The sequence below is a fragment of the Xanthomonas sp. NCPPB 3583 genome, assembly GCF_041475715.2.
Classification (GTDB): Bacteria; Pseudomonadota; Gammaproteobacteria; order Xanthomonadales; family Xanthomonadaceae; genus Xanthomonas; species Xanthomonas euvesicatoria.
The window spans coordinates 2661644-2678530 of sequence record NZ_CM191263.1; the positions used below are offsets into that span (position 1 = coordinate 2661644).

A 16887-nucleotide genomic window follows, 5' to 3' on the forward strand; every position below is an offset into this window, starting at 1 on the left:
GTCGGGAAGCATGCTAGCTTAACCGAGACGACATAAACGCAGCGCCAGACGGGCTTCAGTCTGCCGTATCGACCACATCCACGGGCACCACGGAGCTGACCCGCTCACGCAATTCCTTGCCCGGCTTGAAGTGGGGAACATGCTTGCCCGGCAGCGCGACCGACTCGCCGGTCTTGGGATTACGTCCCAAGCGTGGCGGACGGTAATGCAGCGAAAAACTGCCGAACCCGCGAATTTCGATCCGATCGCCATCGGAGAGCGCCTGCCCCATCATTTCCAGCAGCGACTTCACTGCCAGATCCACGTCGTCCGACTTCAGATGCGCTTGGCGTCGCGCCAGGATTTCAATCAATTCGGACTTGGTCATGGGAAGACTTGCTTTTTTCGACTGACACATCGGAATCGGCCCGGGCAAGCCCGGGCCGATCCATTACGCTCTTGCGAGCGCTACGCGCTTACTCGGACTTGTTGTTGTTCAACTGTGCACGCAGCAGCGCGCCCAGCTGAGTCATGCCGCCCGACGCGGAAGCGGACTGGTAGTCCTCCAACGTTTCGCGCATTTCGGCATCGTCCTTGGCCTTGATCGACAGCTGCAGGGTGCGGCCCTTACGGTCCATGCCCACGAACTTGGCTTCGATCTTGTCGCCGACCTTCAGGTGCTGAGTGGCGTCGTCGACGCGCTCGTTGGCGATGTCGCGTGCAGCGACGTAGCCTTCGATGCCATCGGCCAGGTCGATCGTGGCGCCCTTGGCATCCACTTCACGCACCACGCCTTCGACCTTCGAGCCCTTCGGGTTGGACGCCATGTACTGACCGAACGGGTCCTGCTCCAGCTGCTTGACGCCCAGGCTGATGCGCTCGCGCTCCGGGTCCACTGCCAGCACCACGGCTTCCAGCGTGTCGCCCTTCTTGTAATTGCGCACGACATCTTCGCCGGTGGTGTTCCAGCTGATGTCGGACAGGTGGACCAGACCGTCGATGCCGCCGTCCAGACCGATGAAGATGCCGAAGTCGGTGATCGACTTGATCTGACCGGACACCTTGTCGTTCTTCTTGTGGGTGGCAGCGAAGGTTTCCCACGGATTGGCGGCAACCTGCTTCATGCCCAGCGAGATGCGGCGACGCTCCTCGTCCACGTCCAGGACCATGACTTCGACTTCGTCACCGACCTGCACGACCTTGGACGGGTTGACGTTCTTGTTGGTCCAATCCATCTCGGAGACGTGCACCAGGCCTTCGACGCCCGGCTCGATCTCGACGAACGCGCCGTAATCGGTGACGTTGGAGACCTTGCCGAACACGCGGCTGTTGGCCGGGTAACGACGCGCGATGTTGTCCCACGGATCTTCGCCCAGCTGCTTCAGGCCGAGGCTGACGCGGTTACGCTCGCGATCGAACTTCAGCACGCGCACGTCCAGCTCGTCGCCGACGTTGACCACTTCGGACGGATGGCGCACGCGCTTCCAGGCCATGTCGGTGATGTGCAGCAGGCCGTCGATACCGCCCAGGTCCACGAACGCGCCGTAGTCGGTCAGGTTCTTGACGACACCCTTCAGGATCGCGCCTTCCTGCAGCTTGTCCATCAGCTGCTCGCGCTCTTCCGAGTGCTCGCTTTCGACCACTGCACGACGCGAGACAACGACGTTGTTGCGCTTGCGGTCCAGCTTGATCAGCTTGAACTCAAGTTCCTTGCCTTCCAGGTAGGCCGGGTCGCGCACCGGGCGCACATCCACCAGCGAACCGGGCAGGAACGCGCGGACATCCTTGATGTCCACGGTGAAACCACCCTTGACCTTGCCGCTGATGCGGCCGGTGATGGTTTCGTTCTTTTCCAACGCTTCTTCCAGCTCGTCCCACACCATCGCGCGCTTGGCCTTCTCGCGCGACAACACGGTTTCGCCGAAGCCGTTCTCGATGGAATCGAGGGCGACCTTGACCTGGTCGCCTACGCCGACATCGATCTCGCCAGCGTCGTTACGGAACTGCTCGATCGGCACGATGCCTTCGGACTTCAGGCCAGCGTTGATCACCACCACGTCGCCGCGGACTTCCACGACGGTACCGGTGACGATGGAGCCCGGCTTCAGCTTCGCCAGATTGGCTTGGCTGGCTTCGAACAGTTCTGCAAAAGATTCTGTCATTTGAATTTACTCAGTTGAACACACGGGCGCCGATTGTCGGGGTGCGACAGATGCGAACCGCCCAGCCTGTTGGTCGACTCCGGAAAGCGAGTCGGTTGGAAGTCATAGAACCGCCACGCAGGATGCGCGACGGAGCTTTGGAACGCCTTACGGTCGGCGGGACAAACCCGCTTGCGAAACGCTTACGACGGCGCACGGTCTGCGAGCAACCCGACCACACGCTGGACGACATCTTCGATTCCCATTCCGCTGGTATCGATCAGCACGGCGTCTTCGGCCGGCCGCAATGGCGCCACCACCCGCTGCGCATCACGGGCATCACGGGCCATGATCTCGCGCAGCAGGTCGTCAAAGATAACCGAAACACCCTTTTCCATCAACTGTTTATGGCGACGGCCCGCACGTTCTTCGGCACTGGCGGTCAGAAACACTTTGTAGGCCGCATCGGGGAAGATCACCGTGCCCATGTCGCGCCCGTCGGCAACCAGTCCGGGGGCGCGCCTGAATGCGCGCTGGCGCTCTTTCAGGGCGCTGCGCACCTCGGGAATGGCGGCAATGGCCGAGGCCAGCGCGCCCGTAGTTTCCAGGCGCAGCTCACTGGTCGCATCTGCGCCATTGACCAGCACGCGCAGCCCTGCCTCGCCCGCATCGTCGAACTCCACCCTGGTGTCGAAGGTGCAACGCACCAGCGCTGCCGGGTCGGAGACATCCAGGTCGGCCCAGCTCGCCGCCACACCCACCGCGCGATACAGTGCACCCGAATCGAGGTAATGCCAGCCCAGCCGGGCGGCCACGATCCGGCTCACGGTGCCCTTGCCGGCACCGGAAGGGCCATCGATGGTGAGAACGGGCGACAGGTCGGTCATTCAGGTTTCCGGAAGGTCATCAGCGCGTAGTGTAGCGCCGCTCGCAGCGATCGCGCTGCAACCACTTGAAAGCACGACGAAAAGCCGGTTAGAATCGCCGGCTTAATTCCGGGTGCACCCTCGACCGTGGGCACTCTTCCATCGAATCCAACCGTTTACGCCGAGGTGTGCCATGAAAGTCCTGTCCTCCCTGAAGTCTGCGAAGACCCGTCACCGCGACTGCAAGGTGGTCCGCCGCCGCGGTAAGGTCTTCGTGATCTGCAAGTCGAACCCGCGTTTCAAGGCGCGTCAGCGCTAAGCCTTCGCGGCGCGTGCAAGACCCGAGAAAGCCGCCTCCGGGCGGTTTTTTCTTGGCCGCTGCTTCATCGTGGTTGCCATACGGATCTACGCCGGCCTGCCCACGCAGGACATCGCCGTCCCTGGGCCGGGGCGCCCGGGCAATCGCGGCCCGTCCAGGTCAGCCGTGTCGCAACAGCGCCTGTCGTCGTTTTTTGCTGTAATCACCATCTGAAGTCTTGTCCACTGGGGAGTAGATGACATGCGTAACCGTTTGTTTGTGATGCCGCCGGTCGTGCTGACAATCGCGCTGATGGGGATCAGTGCCGTCGCTTCGGCCGATACATTGCTGGTCGACCGCGCACAGCAGAAGCCTGCCGCTGCCCTGCCCTTGCGCGGCGAGAGCATGAGCCAGGTCGAAGGCCGCTACGGCGCGCCACAGGAAAAGCTCGACCCACGTGGCGGCCAGAAGCGCCAGTGGCCGACCATCCATCGCTGGGTGTATCCGGCCTTCACCGTGTACTTCGAAAAGAGCAAGGTGATCGACGTGGTGGCCAACAAGGCCGATGCCAACGAGATTGGGCCCAAGCCGCCGATCCGCTGAGGCGTCGGTGACGGCTCGACCGGAGGTTTCGGCATCCGGTCTTCGCACGCCGGCCGTCACGATTCGCATCGCAAGGCGGACCGAGTCCGTCAGCAGCCGGACATGCGTTGCTGCAATGCTGTTAGAAGGCCGGCGCGGCGATCAGCGCCTGGATCGCAAGAGCCCGCATCCACCGTGCGGGATATCGATGACCTAGCGGGCGATGGCCTGAACACCAAGATGAGTATTTGCCTGGCATGACCGACCGTCTTCGCTTTCCCGCCGAATGGGAACCCCAATCCGCCGTGTTGCTCGCGTGGCCGCATGCCGGCACCGATTGGGCCGAGCGCCTGGCCGACGTGGAAGAGACCTATATTGCGCTGGTCACGGCGATCTCCCGCTTCGAGCCGGTGGTCATCTGCGTGGCCGACGACGACCTGCAGATCTATGCCGAGGCGCGGCTGCGTTCGGCGCGGGTGGACATGACGCGCGTGCGCTTCGTGATCGCCGCGTACAACGACACCTGGCTGCGCGATTCGGGCCCGATCACGCTGCGCCAGGAAGCCGGCTTCCGGTTGATGGATTTCCGTTTCACCGGTTGGGGCGGCAAGTTCGAAGCCAGCCTGGACGATCAGTTGGTGAGTTCGCTGGATGCCGCGCAAGTGTTCGTGCCGGCGCAGGTGGAGACCATCGACTTCGCGCTGGAAGGTGGCGCCATCGAGACCGATGGTGCCGGCACCCTGCTGACCACCTGGAAGTGCCTGCATGAGCGGCATCCGCAGCGCACGCGCGAATCGCTCAGCAGCGATCTGGCCACGTGGCTGGCGCAAGAGCGCGTGCTGTGGCTGGATCACGGCTACCTGGAAGGCGACGATACCGACGCGCATATCGACACGCTGGCGCGCTTTGCCGGCCCGGATGCGATCGTTTATCAGGGCTGCGACGTGCCCGGCGATTCGCATTACGTCGAACTGCAGGCGATGGGGGCCGAACTGGCCGCGCTGCGCAGGGCCGACGGGCAGCCGTATCGGCTGTTTGTGCTGCCGTGGGCACAGCCCATCCTCGACGAAGGCCGCCGGTTGGCTGCGTCGTATGCCAATTTCCTGATCGTCAACGGCGCAGTGCTGATGCCGGCCTATGGCGATGCGGCCGATGCAACCGCGCAGGCGGTGCTGGCGCAGGCATTCCCGCAGCACGAGATCGTGCCGGTGCCGTGCCGTGCGCTGATCTGGCAGAACGGCAGCCTGCATTGCCTGACCATGCAATTGCCGGCCGGCCTGCTCGCGGCCTAAGCGCAGTTGCGTACCTCGCCTGCGTCGCGGCCGCACAGACCGCGCGCGGCTTCCTGTTCCGGCCGGCAGGCCGGTGTTACGCCATGGCGCGCTACCTTAGTGCGCCACTAACGTTGGATGCTGCCATGACCCGTCATCTCCTTCCCGTCGCGCTGATCCAGGAGCGCAACCACGGCGACGCCGAGGCCAACCTGGCCGTCATCGCATCGCGCGTGGCCGAAGCCGCCGCGCAGGGCGCCAAGCTGGTGCTGCTGCAGGAACTGCACAACGGCGCGTATTTCTGCCAGCACGAGTCGGTGGACGAGTTCAACCTGGCCGAGCCGATTCCCGGCCCCAGCACCGAGCGCTTGAGCGCGCTGGCCAAGCAGCACGGCGTGGTGCTGGTCGCCTCGCTGTTCGAGCGCCGCGCGGCCGGCCTGTATCACAACACCGCGGTGGTGTTCGAAAAGGACGGCCGGCTGCTCGGCAAGTACCGCAAGATGCACATCCCCGACGATCCGGGCTTCTACGAGAAGTTCTATTTCACTCCGGGCGATCTGGGCTTCACGCCGATCGATACCTCGGTGGGCCGCCTGGGCGTGCTGGTGTGCTGGGACCAGTGGTATCCGGAAGCGGCGCGCCTGATGGCGCTGGCCGGTGCGGAACTATTGCTCTACCCCACGGCGATCGGCTGGGATCCGGACGACCAGCAGGCCGAGCAGGAGCGCCAGCGCGATGCCTGGATCCTCAGCCATCGCGGCCATGCGGTCGCCAACGGCGTGCCGGTGCTGTCGTGCAACCGGGTCGGCCATGAGCCCTCGCCGCTGGGCGCCTCGGGCATCCAGTTCTGGGGCAACAGCCATGTGCTGGGGCCGCAGGGCGAGTTCATTGCCGAAGCCGGCCAGGATCCGACCGTGCTGATCTGCGATGTCGACCTGCAACGCAGCGAACATGTGCGCCGCATCTGGCCGTTTTTGCGCGACCGTCGCATCGATGCGTACGGCGATCTGCTCAAGCGCTACATCGACTGACGCATGCCATTGGAGCTGCGTGCAGTCCGCGATGCGGACATCCCGGCGATCACTGCGATTTATGCGGAGCAGATCGCCGGGGTCAATACCTACGAATACAACGCGCCATCGCTCGATGAAATGCGCGCGCGGGTAAGCGCGATCGTGGATGCAGGCTACCCTTATCTGGTGGCAGAGCTCGATGGCGTGGTCGCGGGCTATGCCTATGCCAGCGCATTTCGCGCGCGCGCCGGATATCGCTGGACGGTGGAGAACTCGATCTACCTGGCCAGCGCGATGCAGGGCCGCGGCATCGGCAAAGCCCTGCTGGGTGAGCTGATCGCGGTGTGCGAGCAGCGCGGCTTCCGCCAGATGATCGCGGTGATTGGCGATGCCGGCAATCTGGCATCGCGAAACTTGCATGAACGTTTTGGATTTCGCACGGTCGGAGTCTTCAACGGAATTGGCCGCAAACACGGTCGCTGGCTGGACGGCGTGCAGATGCAACGCGCGCTCGGCTCCGGCGACACCGCCCCTCCTTCTGATGAAAAGCCCCATGACTGAGCAGCCCCCCCACGTTCTGGACGATGCGCTGTCCGGCCAGCCGCATCGCATCGTCGAACGCGACGGCGTGCGCTATACCTTGCTCGGCACCGCGCACGTGTCGCTGGCGAGCGTTGCCGCCGTGCAACGGGCGATTGGCAGCGGGCGTTACGACGCGGTAGCGGTGGAACTGGACGCGCAGCGCCTGCAGGCGCTCAGCGATCCCGACGCCCTCGCCCGCCTGGATCTGGTGCAGGTGATCCGCAAGGGCCGTGTGGCCTTGTTCGCCGCGAATCTGGCGCTTGCCGCGTACCAACGCCGCCTGGCCAAACAACTGGGCATCGAACCGGGCGCGGAATTGAAGGAGGCGGTGAACTTGGCACGCGCGCAGGGCTTACCGGTGCATCTGATCGATCGCGAGGTTGGCCTGACCTTCAAACGTGCGTCCGGGCGGCTGGGGTTTTTCGGCAAGATGAAACTGGCCGGGGGATTGCTCGGCGGCCTGTTCGCTGCCGATGAGGTGGGCGAAGAAGAAATCGAAAAGCTCAAGCAAGGCGACATGCTCGAGGCAAGCTTCGGCGACTTCGCCAGCGAAAGTCCGGAGCTGTACGAGACGGTGATTGCCGAGCGCGACCAATACATGGCCACGCGTCTGCGCGAAGAAGTCGGCGCAGAGCAGCGCGAGATCTTGGCGGTGGTTGGCGCTGGACATCTGGCCGGACTTGCGCGCCATCTGGAACAGGACACCGCCGCGCCCGGCCCGCTGCGCGAATCGCTGGAATACGTGCAGCAGCGCAAGCGTATTCCGTGGATCACGCTGGGCATCCTGGCGGTCATCATCACCGGCATCGGCATCGGGTTCTGGCGTGGCGGCCTGAGCATGGGCGCGGACCTGTTGATGCAGTGGGCCATGTATACCGGCGGCATGGCCGCGCTCGGCTGCTTGCTGGCCGGTAGCCACCCGTTGAGCATTCTCACCGCCGCGGTCGTCGCGCCGTTCAAGCCATTTCGCCTGAGCGTGCCGACCGGTGCATTCGCCGCGTTGGTCGAAGTGCATATGCGAAAGCCGGCCTACGGCGACTTTCTGTCATTGCGCGACGACGCGCAGACGCTGCGCGGCTGGTACCGCAACCGCGTCTCGCGGGTGGTGCTGACATTTCTGCTGACCAATTTCGGCAGCATGGCCGGTGTGTGGCTGGCCGGGGTGCAAATCTTCAACCGTCTGCACGGGTGAGTACAGCGGCACTGAGGCCGCCGGCTCAAGACCGTTCGTCGGAGCGCACCCGGGCCAATAGGCCTTACGGTAAATCCCATCGCGCCCGGGTGCGCTCCTACGGCATCCGGTTGCTTGCCGGATGCTCCGGCGCAAGCTGCAGGCGTACCCACACACCATAGTGATCCGATGCCCAGCGGCCTTCGGCATAAGGCGCCTCGAACAGGATGCGGGCTTCGCGGGCCAGCAGGCGGTTCTGCTGGAAAAACACATGGTCGATGCGTGCAGGCCTGTCGAAGATGTGCATGTTCAAGGTGCTGACCGTGGCGTCGCTATTGCGATGCACGCTGCCGTAGCTGTCGCCGTAGCCCTTGCGTAGCGCTTGCAGATCGAGCGTGTCGGCGGCGGTATTGAAATCGCCGGCGATCACCACCGGCGCCTGCGCGCTGTTGGAGGCGATGAAGTCCAGCAGATCGGCCACCTGGCGCGTGCGTATGCCGGCACCGCGTGCGTCGGCGCGTTCGTTGAGATGGGTGACATAGACGTTGACCGGCTGGCCATCGACATCCACCTGCAGATGCGCGGCGACACGGTAATCGTCCAGCGGCTGCAGCAGGCGCTGGTGGGTGGCCAGCACTTTGCGGCGACTCAGCAACGCATTGCCGTAGCGTTTGGGTGCACCGACCGGATCGACCGAGGCGAAGGTGTAGTCGTAACCGAGCTTGCGCGCGAGCCAGGCGGCCTGGTTTTCCACGCTGCCGCGGCGCTCGATCACTTCCTGCAACGCAATCACGTCCGGCGCCAGTCGCTTGAGTTCCCTGGCGATATAAGCGCGTCGTGCCGGCCAGTCTTCGCGATCGTGGTGCAGGTTGAGCGTGACCAGGGTCATTTCGCGCGACGCTGTGGCGGATGACTGCACGGCGTTCGCTACTTGCTCACGATTGCCGCGCTGCACGGAGGGAACGCCCTGCCCGGCCTGCACGCCAGTGGAGAACAGCAGCAGTGCAACCAACATGAGCAGCCCTTCGGAACCTCGCCGTGCTGGCGCTGCCCGGGACGGCCGCCACGCCTGCCTCATTGCGTGGCGCGCTCGGCCCGCCGCACCGCGCTGGGCACATCGATTTGCACGTTGGCCGGCAGTTGCTGGATGCGCAGCTCGCCGTTTTGCCATTCAGCCGATTCGCCGTTGATCGTGGCCTTGCCCGGGGTGCCCTGATACGGCCACGGCAGCACCACACCGCCCGGCGGCAGGATCAGCCCGGGCTGCAGCTGCAGCACCAATTGCTTGTCGGTGCGTTGCAAAGTGTAGTTGAGGCGCCCGTACGGTGTACGCAGTTCGGCGATACCGATTCCCTTGCCTTCGAACCAGCGCGTCGGCGTGCCGGCCGCGATGACCAGGCTGGCATCGGATTCGCGGCCGTAGGCGAACATGTCCAGCACCGAGCGTACGAAGTCCGAGGCGACCCAGGCATGCGGCAGGTCGCCGACGAAGAACGGCGTGCGTGGCGTGCGCGAGACCACTTCGGCCCACTGGTTCCAGGGTTGTGGAGCGCGGTCCTTGAAGAAGAACGCGGTCGCGTCCCAGGCGCGGTCGCGCCAGCCCAGGCGCACGAATGCGGCCACGTTGCGCCACTCGTAGGGCGTGTAGTCCTTCCATTCGCGCTTGCCGTCGCGACGGTCGGAGAATTCCTTCCAGTAACGCTCGAAGGTCTTGGTCAGCAGATCCTGCGGCAGGCGTTGCTGCTCGCCGCCTGGCGTCAACGCAATGGTGGTCGAGGTCGCATCGAAGTCGCCCAGCTCCGCCGAGCCCGGCAGGAAATCCAGGTTGTGCTGACGCACGGCCGCGCCCAGCGATGCCACCAGATCGCCACTGAATTCATCGCGTGCGGCGCTGAAGCGTGCCGCTTCCTCTGGCTTGTCCAGCGCCCCGGCCAGCATCGCCGCGTCCTTGTAACCGCGCAGTGCCCAGAAATTATCCCAGTACGAATGCACCGGCTTGGCCGAATAGCCTTCGTGGCTGATCGACACCGGCATCATTCCGTAGAAAGCCGGGTTGCGCATGAAGTTTTCTTCGGTACGCTCGCTGGCGCGCAGCGTTTCCATGTAGTCGTAGGCGCCGGTGACATGCGGCCACATCTTTTCCAGGAAGGCCTTGTCGCCGGTATAGCGGTAGTACTCGGCGATGTTGTAGATCAGCTCGCCGTGGCTGTCGTTCTCCGGCACCGGGTCGCTGCCGCGGTCGTCCACGCAGCACGGCACCATGCCATCGGCAAACTGGTATGGCGCGAACCAATCCACGTAGTCGCGCACCACGTCTTCGCGACCCAGCCGCAACAGTCCTTCGGAAATCATTGCGCCGTCACGGATCCAGCTGCGCGAATACGAGCGTGTGCCCGGCTGCAGGCGTGGACCGATGCGTGAGATCAGCATATGCGCCAGCGCGGTGCGCAAGGTATCGACCACCGGCTTGCCTTCGGCCGGCACGCTGATGCGCACCCGATCGAGCTTGCTGCGCCATTGCTGCGCCACCTGCTGCTGCGCCTTGTCCGCATCGAAGTCAGCCGGCAGCTGCGCGGCGCCGGTTTGCGGAATGACCAGGGCCACTTCGCGGCGTTGGCCGGGCTCCAGCTTCCAGCGATACAGCAGTACACCCGATGCCAGGCCAGTTTCGTCCTTGACCTGGGTCACCGTCGGCGGCGTGGCCGCGGTGAGATGGCTGACGTCCATGCCGCTGTCGAAGGCGCTTGCAAAGCCGGCATCCGGCCGCTGTGCAGCGAACACCCGCGGCTTGCCGTTGACGCTGACCTGGCCACCATCCACTGCGAGTTGGTCGATGCGGCTGACGCCACCCAAGGTGTTGAGAAACTGCGCTGGCGGGTTGACCTGGAATGGCCGGACTGCCAGCGCCAGGGTGAACTCGCGCGCATCCTTGCCGGTGTTGTGCAGTTGGTAACGCGCGACCAGTTGCGCCTGATCGGGGGTGCCCTGCACGAAGGCGGTGACGCGCAGATTCATCAGGTCGTGGTGCCAATCCACGCTGGGAATCGGCAGGTAATCGTCCTGCAGGCTTTGCTCGCTGCTGACATCGGACCAGTGCAGCACCTTGCCGCCGGTAACCACGAACGGCTCGATGCTGAAACCGCCCTTGCCCACTTCCACCGCACCGTCCTCGCCGATCAGACCCTGTTCGGTGCCGCCATCCAGGCCCAGGATGGTCCAGTACGGCTGCTCGCCGGAGAAGCCGCGCGGATAGCTGCCGCGCGGCAGTTGCGCGGCCAGCGACTTGATGAAGTCATTGGGCGTTGCGGCGAATGCCAGCGGCTGCAGCTGCACTTCCTTGATGCCATAGCGCCAGTTGGGGCCGTCCTTGAGATCGAAACGCAGGTAGCGCGCTTCGGTATCGGGAAGCGCCAACCAATCGGTGCCGCCCGCGCCGGCAGTGACCGTGCGCAGGTCGCGCCAGCTCCGTCCGTCGCTGGAGGAGCGCACCACGTATTGCGAGGCCTGCAGACCCGGCACCCACTGCACCACGGCGCCGCCGAATTCGCGCACCTTGCCCAGATCCAGCGTGACCGTCTGTTGCTTGACCGCGCCGCTGAGCCAGAACGTGTCCGGCTTGCCATCGGCCAGGCGCTGTTCCAACGCAGGCGCGGTGTCGGTGATGGCCTTGGCCTGCAACGGCGAGGTGTCTTCGGGCGGCAGCGGCGTGAGCGTGAGCCGGTCGAAGCACACCGTGCCCTTGCCGCCGACCTTGTTGTAGATGGTGAACTCCACATCGGCGCTGCTGCGCAGTTGCTTGTCCTGACCTGGGCCCCAGGCCTTCTCGATGTTGCGCTTGCGGTAGTTGAACGTTGTCCAGTTCTTCGGGAAGTTGAAGCCCGGCCGGTTGACCCACCACACATTGTCGCCGCTTGCGTCGATCAGCTTGAGCTGCAGGTCGTTGGACGGCGACTCGCCGCGCACCGCGAACGACATCCGGTAATTGTCCGGATAGGTGATCGGCAAATTGCGACGGATGCCGACATAGCCGGACACGCCGTTGAAGTTGTAGTCCAGGCACAGCGCATGCCCGCCCGAGGGCGTGGCCACCGGGCGCAGCGAACCGCTAACCTGGTTGGACACCACCAGGCGCCAGGCACCGATGTCGTTGAAGCCGTCGAGCACGCGCTCCTGCGCCTGCGCCGCGCCCGCAGACGTGACGAAAGCGGCCATGGCACACAGTCGCAGGAACACTGGTTTCACCCCTTCACACTCCCCAGCAGAAGACCTTGGATGTAGTAACGCTGCAGCGCCAGGAACAATAGCAGCACCGGAATCACCGTCACCACTGCGCCAGCCATCATCAATTCCACATCCATGATGTGCTCGCGCGACAGCGCCGCCAGCGCCACCGGCAAGGTGTACTGCTCCTGGTCGGTCAGCACGATCAACGGCCACATGAAGTCGTTCCACGAACCCATGAAGGTGAAGATGGTCAAGGTGACTAGCACCGGCTTGAGCATCGGCAACACGATCTGGAAGAAGATGCGCATCTCGCTGGCACCGTCGATGCGCGCGGCCTCGATCAATTCATCCGGAATGCTGCGCGCGTACTGACGCACCAGGAAGATGCCGAACACCGTGGCCAGCGCCGGCACCACCACCCCGCCGATGTTGTTGACCAGGTGCAACTGCTTCATCAGCAGGAACAGCGGCAGCATCGCCACCTGTGCCGGGATCACCAGCGCGGCCATCAGGATCTTGAAGATGCGCTCGCGGCCGACGAACTGCAGCTTGGCGAACGCATAACCGGCCATGGTGTTGACCAGTAGCGAGCCGAGCGTGATCAGCCCGGACACCAGCAAGCTGTTGGCGAAGTTGCGCGCCATGCCGGTGCGCGCGAACAGCTCGTGGTAGTTGGCGGTGGTGAACGCCGACGGCAGCATCGGTGGCGGAAACCGGCTGGCCTCGCCAGTGGGCATGAACGACACCGACAGCATCCATAGCAGCGGTGCCAGGCTGATCACCGCCAGCGCCAGCAGGCCGCCGTTGATCAGCACGGCATTCCAGCGCGATTCGCCGACATCACGACTCATATCAGGTCCTTCTTGCGGCCAAAGCGCAGCATCACGGTGGTCACCGCCAGGATGATCAGGAACAACAGGAACGCCACCGCCGACGCGCGGCCGAGGTTCCACCACTTGAAGCCTTCTTCGAACATGAAATACAGCACGCTGACGGTGCTTTGCAGCGGGTCGCCGCGGGTCATCACGTAGGGTTCGGCGAACAGCTGGAAGTAGCCGGAAATGGTGATCACGCCCACCACCATCAGCACCGGGCCGAGCATCGGCAAGGTGATGTGCAGGAACTGCTTCCAGCGCGAAGCACCATCGATGCGCGCGGCCTCGTACAAGTCCTGCGGGATCGCCTGCAGCCCGGCCAGGAAGATCACCATGTTGTAGCCGAAGTTCTTCCACACCGCGAACAGCATGATGGTGGGCATCGCCCAGCGTGGGTCGCCCAGCCAGTCGATCGGGGCGATGCCCAGATGGCTCAGGCCGAAGTTCACCAGGCCGTACTTGATATGGAACAGGTAGCGCCAGATCACCGCCACCGCTACCAGCGTGGTCACCACCGGCGCGAACAAGGCGGTGCGGAACAGCGCCTTGAAGCGCGAGGCCTTGGTGTTGAGCAGCAGGGCCGCGCCCAGCGACACACCGATCGACATCGGCACGCCCAGCAGCACGAAGTAGGTGGTGTTCCACAACGACTTCCAGAACAGCGGCGTCTGCAGCAGGTCGATGTAGTTGCCCAGGCCGACGAAGCGCAGATGGCTGCTGTCGGCCAGTGCGTACAGGTCGAAGTCGGTCACACTGAGCACCAGCGCGGCGAACACCGGCACGCCGAAGAACATGCCCAGCACCATGATCGACGGCGCGGCAAAGACCCAGCCGGCGACGGAATTGCGCTTCATCATCGTGCGGCTCCCTGATCCGCTGCGGCAGCTGGCGCGGTGGTGCCTGCTGCCGCTGGCTTCACTGCCGGCGGAGCGGTGTCACCGGCCGGGCCGACATGCCCGCCCTCCTGCTCGAAGATCCAGCGGCGCTTGGCCAAGATTTCGTCCACGCGTTGATCCAGTTCCTGCACGGCGGCTTCGTGCGATTGCCCGCCGCGCACCACGCGCTCGGTGACCAGACGCATTTCCTGCACGATGCGCTCCCACTCCAGCACCTTGGGCGTGGCCTTGACCCGCTCCAGCTGGTCGCCGAAGGCATGCGCCAGTTCGTCGTTGGCCAGCGAAGGCAGCTTCCAGGTACTGCGACGCGGCGGCAGGTCGCCGATGATGGCGTGGAAACGCGCCTGCACCTGCGGCTGCGACAGGTATTCGATCAGCTTCCAGCTGGCGTCCTTGTGTTGCGAGGACTTGAAGATCACCAGGCTGGAACCGCCGGCGATGCCGGCACCCAAGCCAGTGGGCCCCGGCAACGGCGCGGTGCCCCACTTGCCTTCCATGCCCGGCGGCTGGCGCAGCTTGAACTCGCGCACATTCCACGGCCCGGACAGATAGAACGCGTAATAGCCATTGAAGAATTCGTACCAGACATTGGAGACCTGGGTCTCTGAGACCTTGGGCGCCCAGCCCTGCTGATACATGTTGTCGTAGAAACCCAGCGCCTTGCGGAAACCGGCGCCACGGAAGTTGCCGTAGTTGTCGTGGTCGCGCAGCAGGCGATCGTCCTGCTGCAGCGCGAACGACAATTGCTGCTCGAATTCGTTGAGCGGCATCAGGATGGCGTAGCGGTCGGGGCCGACCTTGCGCTTGATCGCGGCCATCACCTGTTCCATCTCGGCCCAGGTCTTGGGCATTTCGCTATAGCCGGCCTCGCGCAGCAAGTCCTTGCGATAGAACAGCAGCCGCGTGTCCACGTACCACGGCACGCCGTACAGCGTGCCATCGACCAGATTGGTGTCCCACACGCCGGGGAAATAATCGGCCGGGTCGACAACGCTGGAGCGCGCCACGTACGGCTGCATCGGCTCCAACGTGTCCAGCAGCGCGAACTCCGGCAGCCAGGTGTTGCCGAGCTGGCACACATCCGGCAGGCCATCGGCGGCAAAGGCGGTCAGCAGTTTTTCGTGTGCCGCCGTCATCGGGATGTTCTGCACATCCACGTGGATAGTGGGGTTCTGCTTTTCGAAATCGGCCACCAGCTCGGCGACCACTTCGGCCTCCTTGCCCATCGCCCAGAAGCGCACCGTGGTCTTGCCCGGATCGGAGCGTTCGCATCCCGTCGCACCTGCACACAGGGCGACGGCCAACATCAACAGTTTCAAAAGGCGCACGGATTACTCGGGTTTCTGGCGTTGCGAGGGGTCTTGCTGGGCCTGGGCGGCGGCGGCACGCGATTCGGCCATGCCCAGCGCGCGCGCGGCGGCCTTCTGCTCGTCCTTCTGCGGCGCCGGCTGCGGCTCGCCCTCCGGAGTGAGCCAGCCGCCGGTGAAGCCGGCGCGTTCCAGACCGGCACGGATGTAGGGGTTCTTCTTCATCACGTTCCAGACGAATTCGTTCTGGTAGTTGGCGATCATCGTCAGGATCGGGCCCTGGTCGATGGCGATGTAGTCGCTGGCCACCCAGCCACGGTCCGGCACCATGCGCCCGGTCTTGATCGGGATGTCGTAGTTGAAACTGGGGTTGAACGAATCCAGGAACCCGTAGCTCGAATACAGGAAGTCGCCATAGCGCTTGTGCATCTCTTGGGTGGCAGGAATCACCACTTCCGGGGCGAACACGATCGAGGAGATCGCCGCAGTCGGGGCGATGGTGCCGTCGTCGAAATTCTCGCGCAGACCGGCGCCGCGCGAAGAGTAATGGCGGAACTGGCGCTGCTCGCCGCGGTATTCCTGGCTGGTGTTCTGCGGACCGTCGCTGGCGGTCAGGCCCCAGACGTTTTCGCCGTAGTCCTTCCACTTCATCGGGTTGTCGATGGCGTAGTCGCGCTGCGCCAACGTGGCGCGGCGGCTGTTGAGGAAGTAGTCGATGCCGCGTTCGCGCATGTACTGGTCCTGGATATCGCGGAAGTCGATCCAGACATGGCTGTATTGGTGGCCGAACAGCGGGCCGAACGACAGGTATTCCTGGCCCTGATACACGCCCCAGTCGTTGTTGTAGGTGCGGGTCCAGCTGGTCCAGGCGTCCGGGTCGACGCCATGCGTCGGCGAGCCCAGCGCGAGGATGTATAGCATCATCGCCTCGTTGTAGCCCATCCAGTCGTGGTTGATGAAGCCGCTCTCGGGGAACCAGCCCATCGAGATCAGCGGGGCGCGCTGTTGCAACCAGCGCCAGTCCACGCGCTTGTACAGCGTGTCGGCGATCTGGCGGATCTCCTTTTCGCGCGGGTCGTCGCCGTCGTAGTACGACTGGGTGAACAACACGCCCATCATCAGCAGTGCGGTGTCCACGCTCGACAGTTCAACCCAGCTGTCGTAGCGGTTGCCCTGCTGCATGTCCAGAAAATGGTAGTAGAAGCCCTTGTAGCCGGCCCGGCCGGTCTTCTGCGGACCCATCGGTGCGTCGCGGAAGAATTTCAGCGTGGTCAGGGTGCGGTCGATCGCCTGATTGCGACTGACCCACCCGTTCTCGATGCCGATCGGATAGGCGGTCAACGCGAATCCGACCGACGCAATGCTGGCAAACGGGCGCGACGGAAACCGATCCGGCGACAGGCCGTTGACCTCGTTGGTGGTGTCCCAGAAGAACTGGAATGTGCGGCGTTCGATGTCCGAAAACAGCGGCGGCAGCGGCGGCTTGACCGGTTTGGGCGGCAGTTGCGCCTCAACCAGGATGACTTTGACCGGTGCCTTCTTTTCGGCCACCTTGGGTTCCTCGGCTTGCTTGCACGACGCCAAGACCAGCGCGCCCAGCAAGAGTGGAATCGTCAACCATCGCGACGTGTTGCCCCTGTCCATCCGCCCCCCACGTGTGTAATCGATTACATCTGACACGC

General features: G+C 64.2%; 15 protein-coding genes. 6 read left to right on the forward strand and 9 right to left on the reverse strand.

Annotated features, from left to right (window positions below):
- Positions 1-55: 55 nt before the first annotated feature.
- The 3 genes from ACCQ07_RS11745 to cmk all read right to left on the reverse strand — a co-directional run bounded on the left by ACCQ07_RS11745 (position 56) and on the right by cmk (position 3007).
- On the reverse strand, positions 56-367 hold the full coding sequence (locus ACCQ07_RS11745; protein WP_008572387.1) for an integration host factor subunit beta: 312 nt from the start codon (positions 365-367) through the stop codon (positions 56-58).
- 88 nt (positions 368-455) lie between these two features.
- Positions 456-2141: a 30S ribosomal protein S1 gene (gene rpsA / locus ACCQ07_RS11750; protein WP_003489652.1), complete on the reverse strand. Its 1686-nt coding sequence runs from the start codon at positions 2139-2141 to the stop codon at positions 456-458.
- Positions 2142-2323: 182 nt separating this feature from the next.
- The gene (gene cmk, locus ACCQ07_RS11755; protein WP_008572390.1) at positions 2324-3007 is read right to left on the reverse strand and encodes a (d)CMP kinase; all 684 of its coding nucleotides are present in this window, start codon (positions 3005-3007) and stop codon (positions 2324-2326) included.
- A 172-nt stretch (positions 3008-3179) separates the two neighbouring features.
- Between cmk and ykgO the strand changes: the two genes are divergently transcribed.
- The 6 genes from ykgO to ACCQ07_RS11785 all read left to right on the forward strand — a co-directional run bounded on the left by ykgO (position 3180) and on the right by ACCQ07_RS11785 (position 7924).
- Positions 3180-3305 carry a type B 50S ribosomal protein L36 gene (gene ykgO, locus ACCQ07_RS11760; protein WP_005913193.1) on the forward strand — a complete coding sequence of 42 codons (126 nt, stop codon included), beginning with the start codon at positions 3180-3182 and terminating at the stop codon, positions 3303-3305.
- 240 nt (positions 3306-3545) lie between these two features.
- Positions 3546-3887: a hypothetical protein gene (locus ACCQ07_RS11765; RefSeq protein WP_007970129.1), complete on the forward strand. Its 342-nt coding sequence runs from the start codon at positions 3546-3548 to the stop codon at positions 3885-3887.
- A 236-nt stretch (positions 3888-4123) separates the two neighbouring features.
- Positions 4124-5158: an agmatine deiminase family protein gene (locus ACCQ07_RS11770; protein ID WP_011347667.1), complete on the forward strand. Its 1035-nt coding sequence runs from the start codon at positions 4124-4126 to the stop codon at positions 5156-5158.
- A 125-nt stretch (positions 5159-5283) separates the two neighbouring features.
- Complete coding sequence (locus tag ACCQ07_RS11775) at positions 5284-6168, forward strand: carbon-nitrogen hydrolase (RefSeq protein WP_011347668.1); 885 nt, start codon at positions 5284-5286, stop codon at positions 6166-6168.
- Positions 6169-6171: 3 nt separating this feature from the next.
- Entirely contained in the window at positions 6172-6711 is a 540-nt protein-coding gene (locus tag ACCQ07_RS11780) for a GNAT family N-acetyltransferase (RefSeq protein WP_008575050.1), read from the forward strand.
- A complete protein-coding gene (locus tag ACCQ07_RS11785; RefSeq protein WP_046931923.1) occupies positions 6692-7924 on the forward strand; it encodes a TraB/GumN family protein in 1233 nt (410 codons plus the stop codon). Before ACCQ07_RS11780 ends, ACCQ07_RS11785 begins: the two co-directional genes overlap by 20 nt.
- A 97-nt stretch (positions 7925-8021) precedes the next feature.
- Here ACCQ07_RS11785 and ACCQ07_RS11790 read toward each other — a convergent pair whose 3' ends face one another.
- From ACCQ07_RS11790 to ACCQ07_RS11815, 6 genes are all read right to left on the reverse strand, one after another.
- Positions 8022-8915: an endonuclease/exonuclease/phosphatase family protein gene (locus ACCQ07_RS11790; RefSeq protein WP_033478931.1), complete on the reverse strand. Its 894-nt coding sequence runs from the start codon at positions 8913-8915 to the stop codon at positions 8022-8024.
- A 62-nt stretch (positions 8916-8977) separates the two neighbouring features.
- On the reverse strand, positions 8978-12115 hold the full coding sequence (locus tag ACCQ07_RS11795) for a discoidin domain-containing protein (protein WP_031422947.1): 3138 nt from the start codon (positions 12113-12115) through the stop codon (positions 8978-8980).
- 26 nt (positions 12116-12141) lie between these two features.
- A complete protein-coding gene (locus tag ACCQ07_RS11800) occupies positions 12142-12978 on the reverse strand; it encodes a carbohydrate ABC transporter permease (RefSeq protein ID WP_011347671.1) in 837 nt (278 codons plus the stop codon).
- Positions 12975-13859 (reverse strand): carbohydrate ABC transporter permease, encoded by an 885-nt coding sequence (locus ACCQ07_RS11805; RefSeq protein ID WP_218502068.1) that lies wholly within the window; start codon positions 13857-13859, stop codon positions 12975-12977. Before ACCQ07_RS11805 ends, ACCQ07_RS11800 begins: the two co-directional genes overlap by 4 nt.
- Positions 13856-15226 carry a sugar ABC transporter substrate-binding protein gene (locus ACCQ07_RS11810; RefSeq protein WP_031422949.1) on the reverse strand — a complete coding sequence of 457 codons (1371 nt, stop codon included), beginning with the start codon at positions 15224-15226 and terminating at the stop codon, positions 13856-13858. Before ACCQ07_RS11810 ends, ACCQ07_RS11805 begins: the two co-directional genes overlap by 4 nt.
- Positions 15227-15229: 3 nt before the next feature.
- Positions 15230-16849: a glucoamylase family protein gene (locus tag ACCQ07_RS11815; RefSeq protein WP_011347674.1), complete on the reverse strand. Its 1620-nt coding sequence runs from the start codon at positions 16847-16849 to the stop codon at positions 15230-15232.
- Positions 16850-16887: the final 38 nt, after the last annotated feature.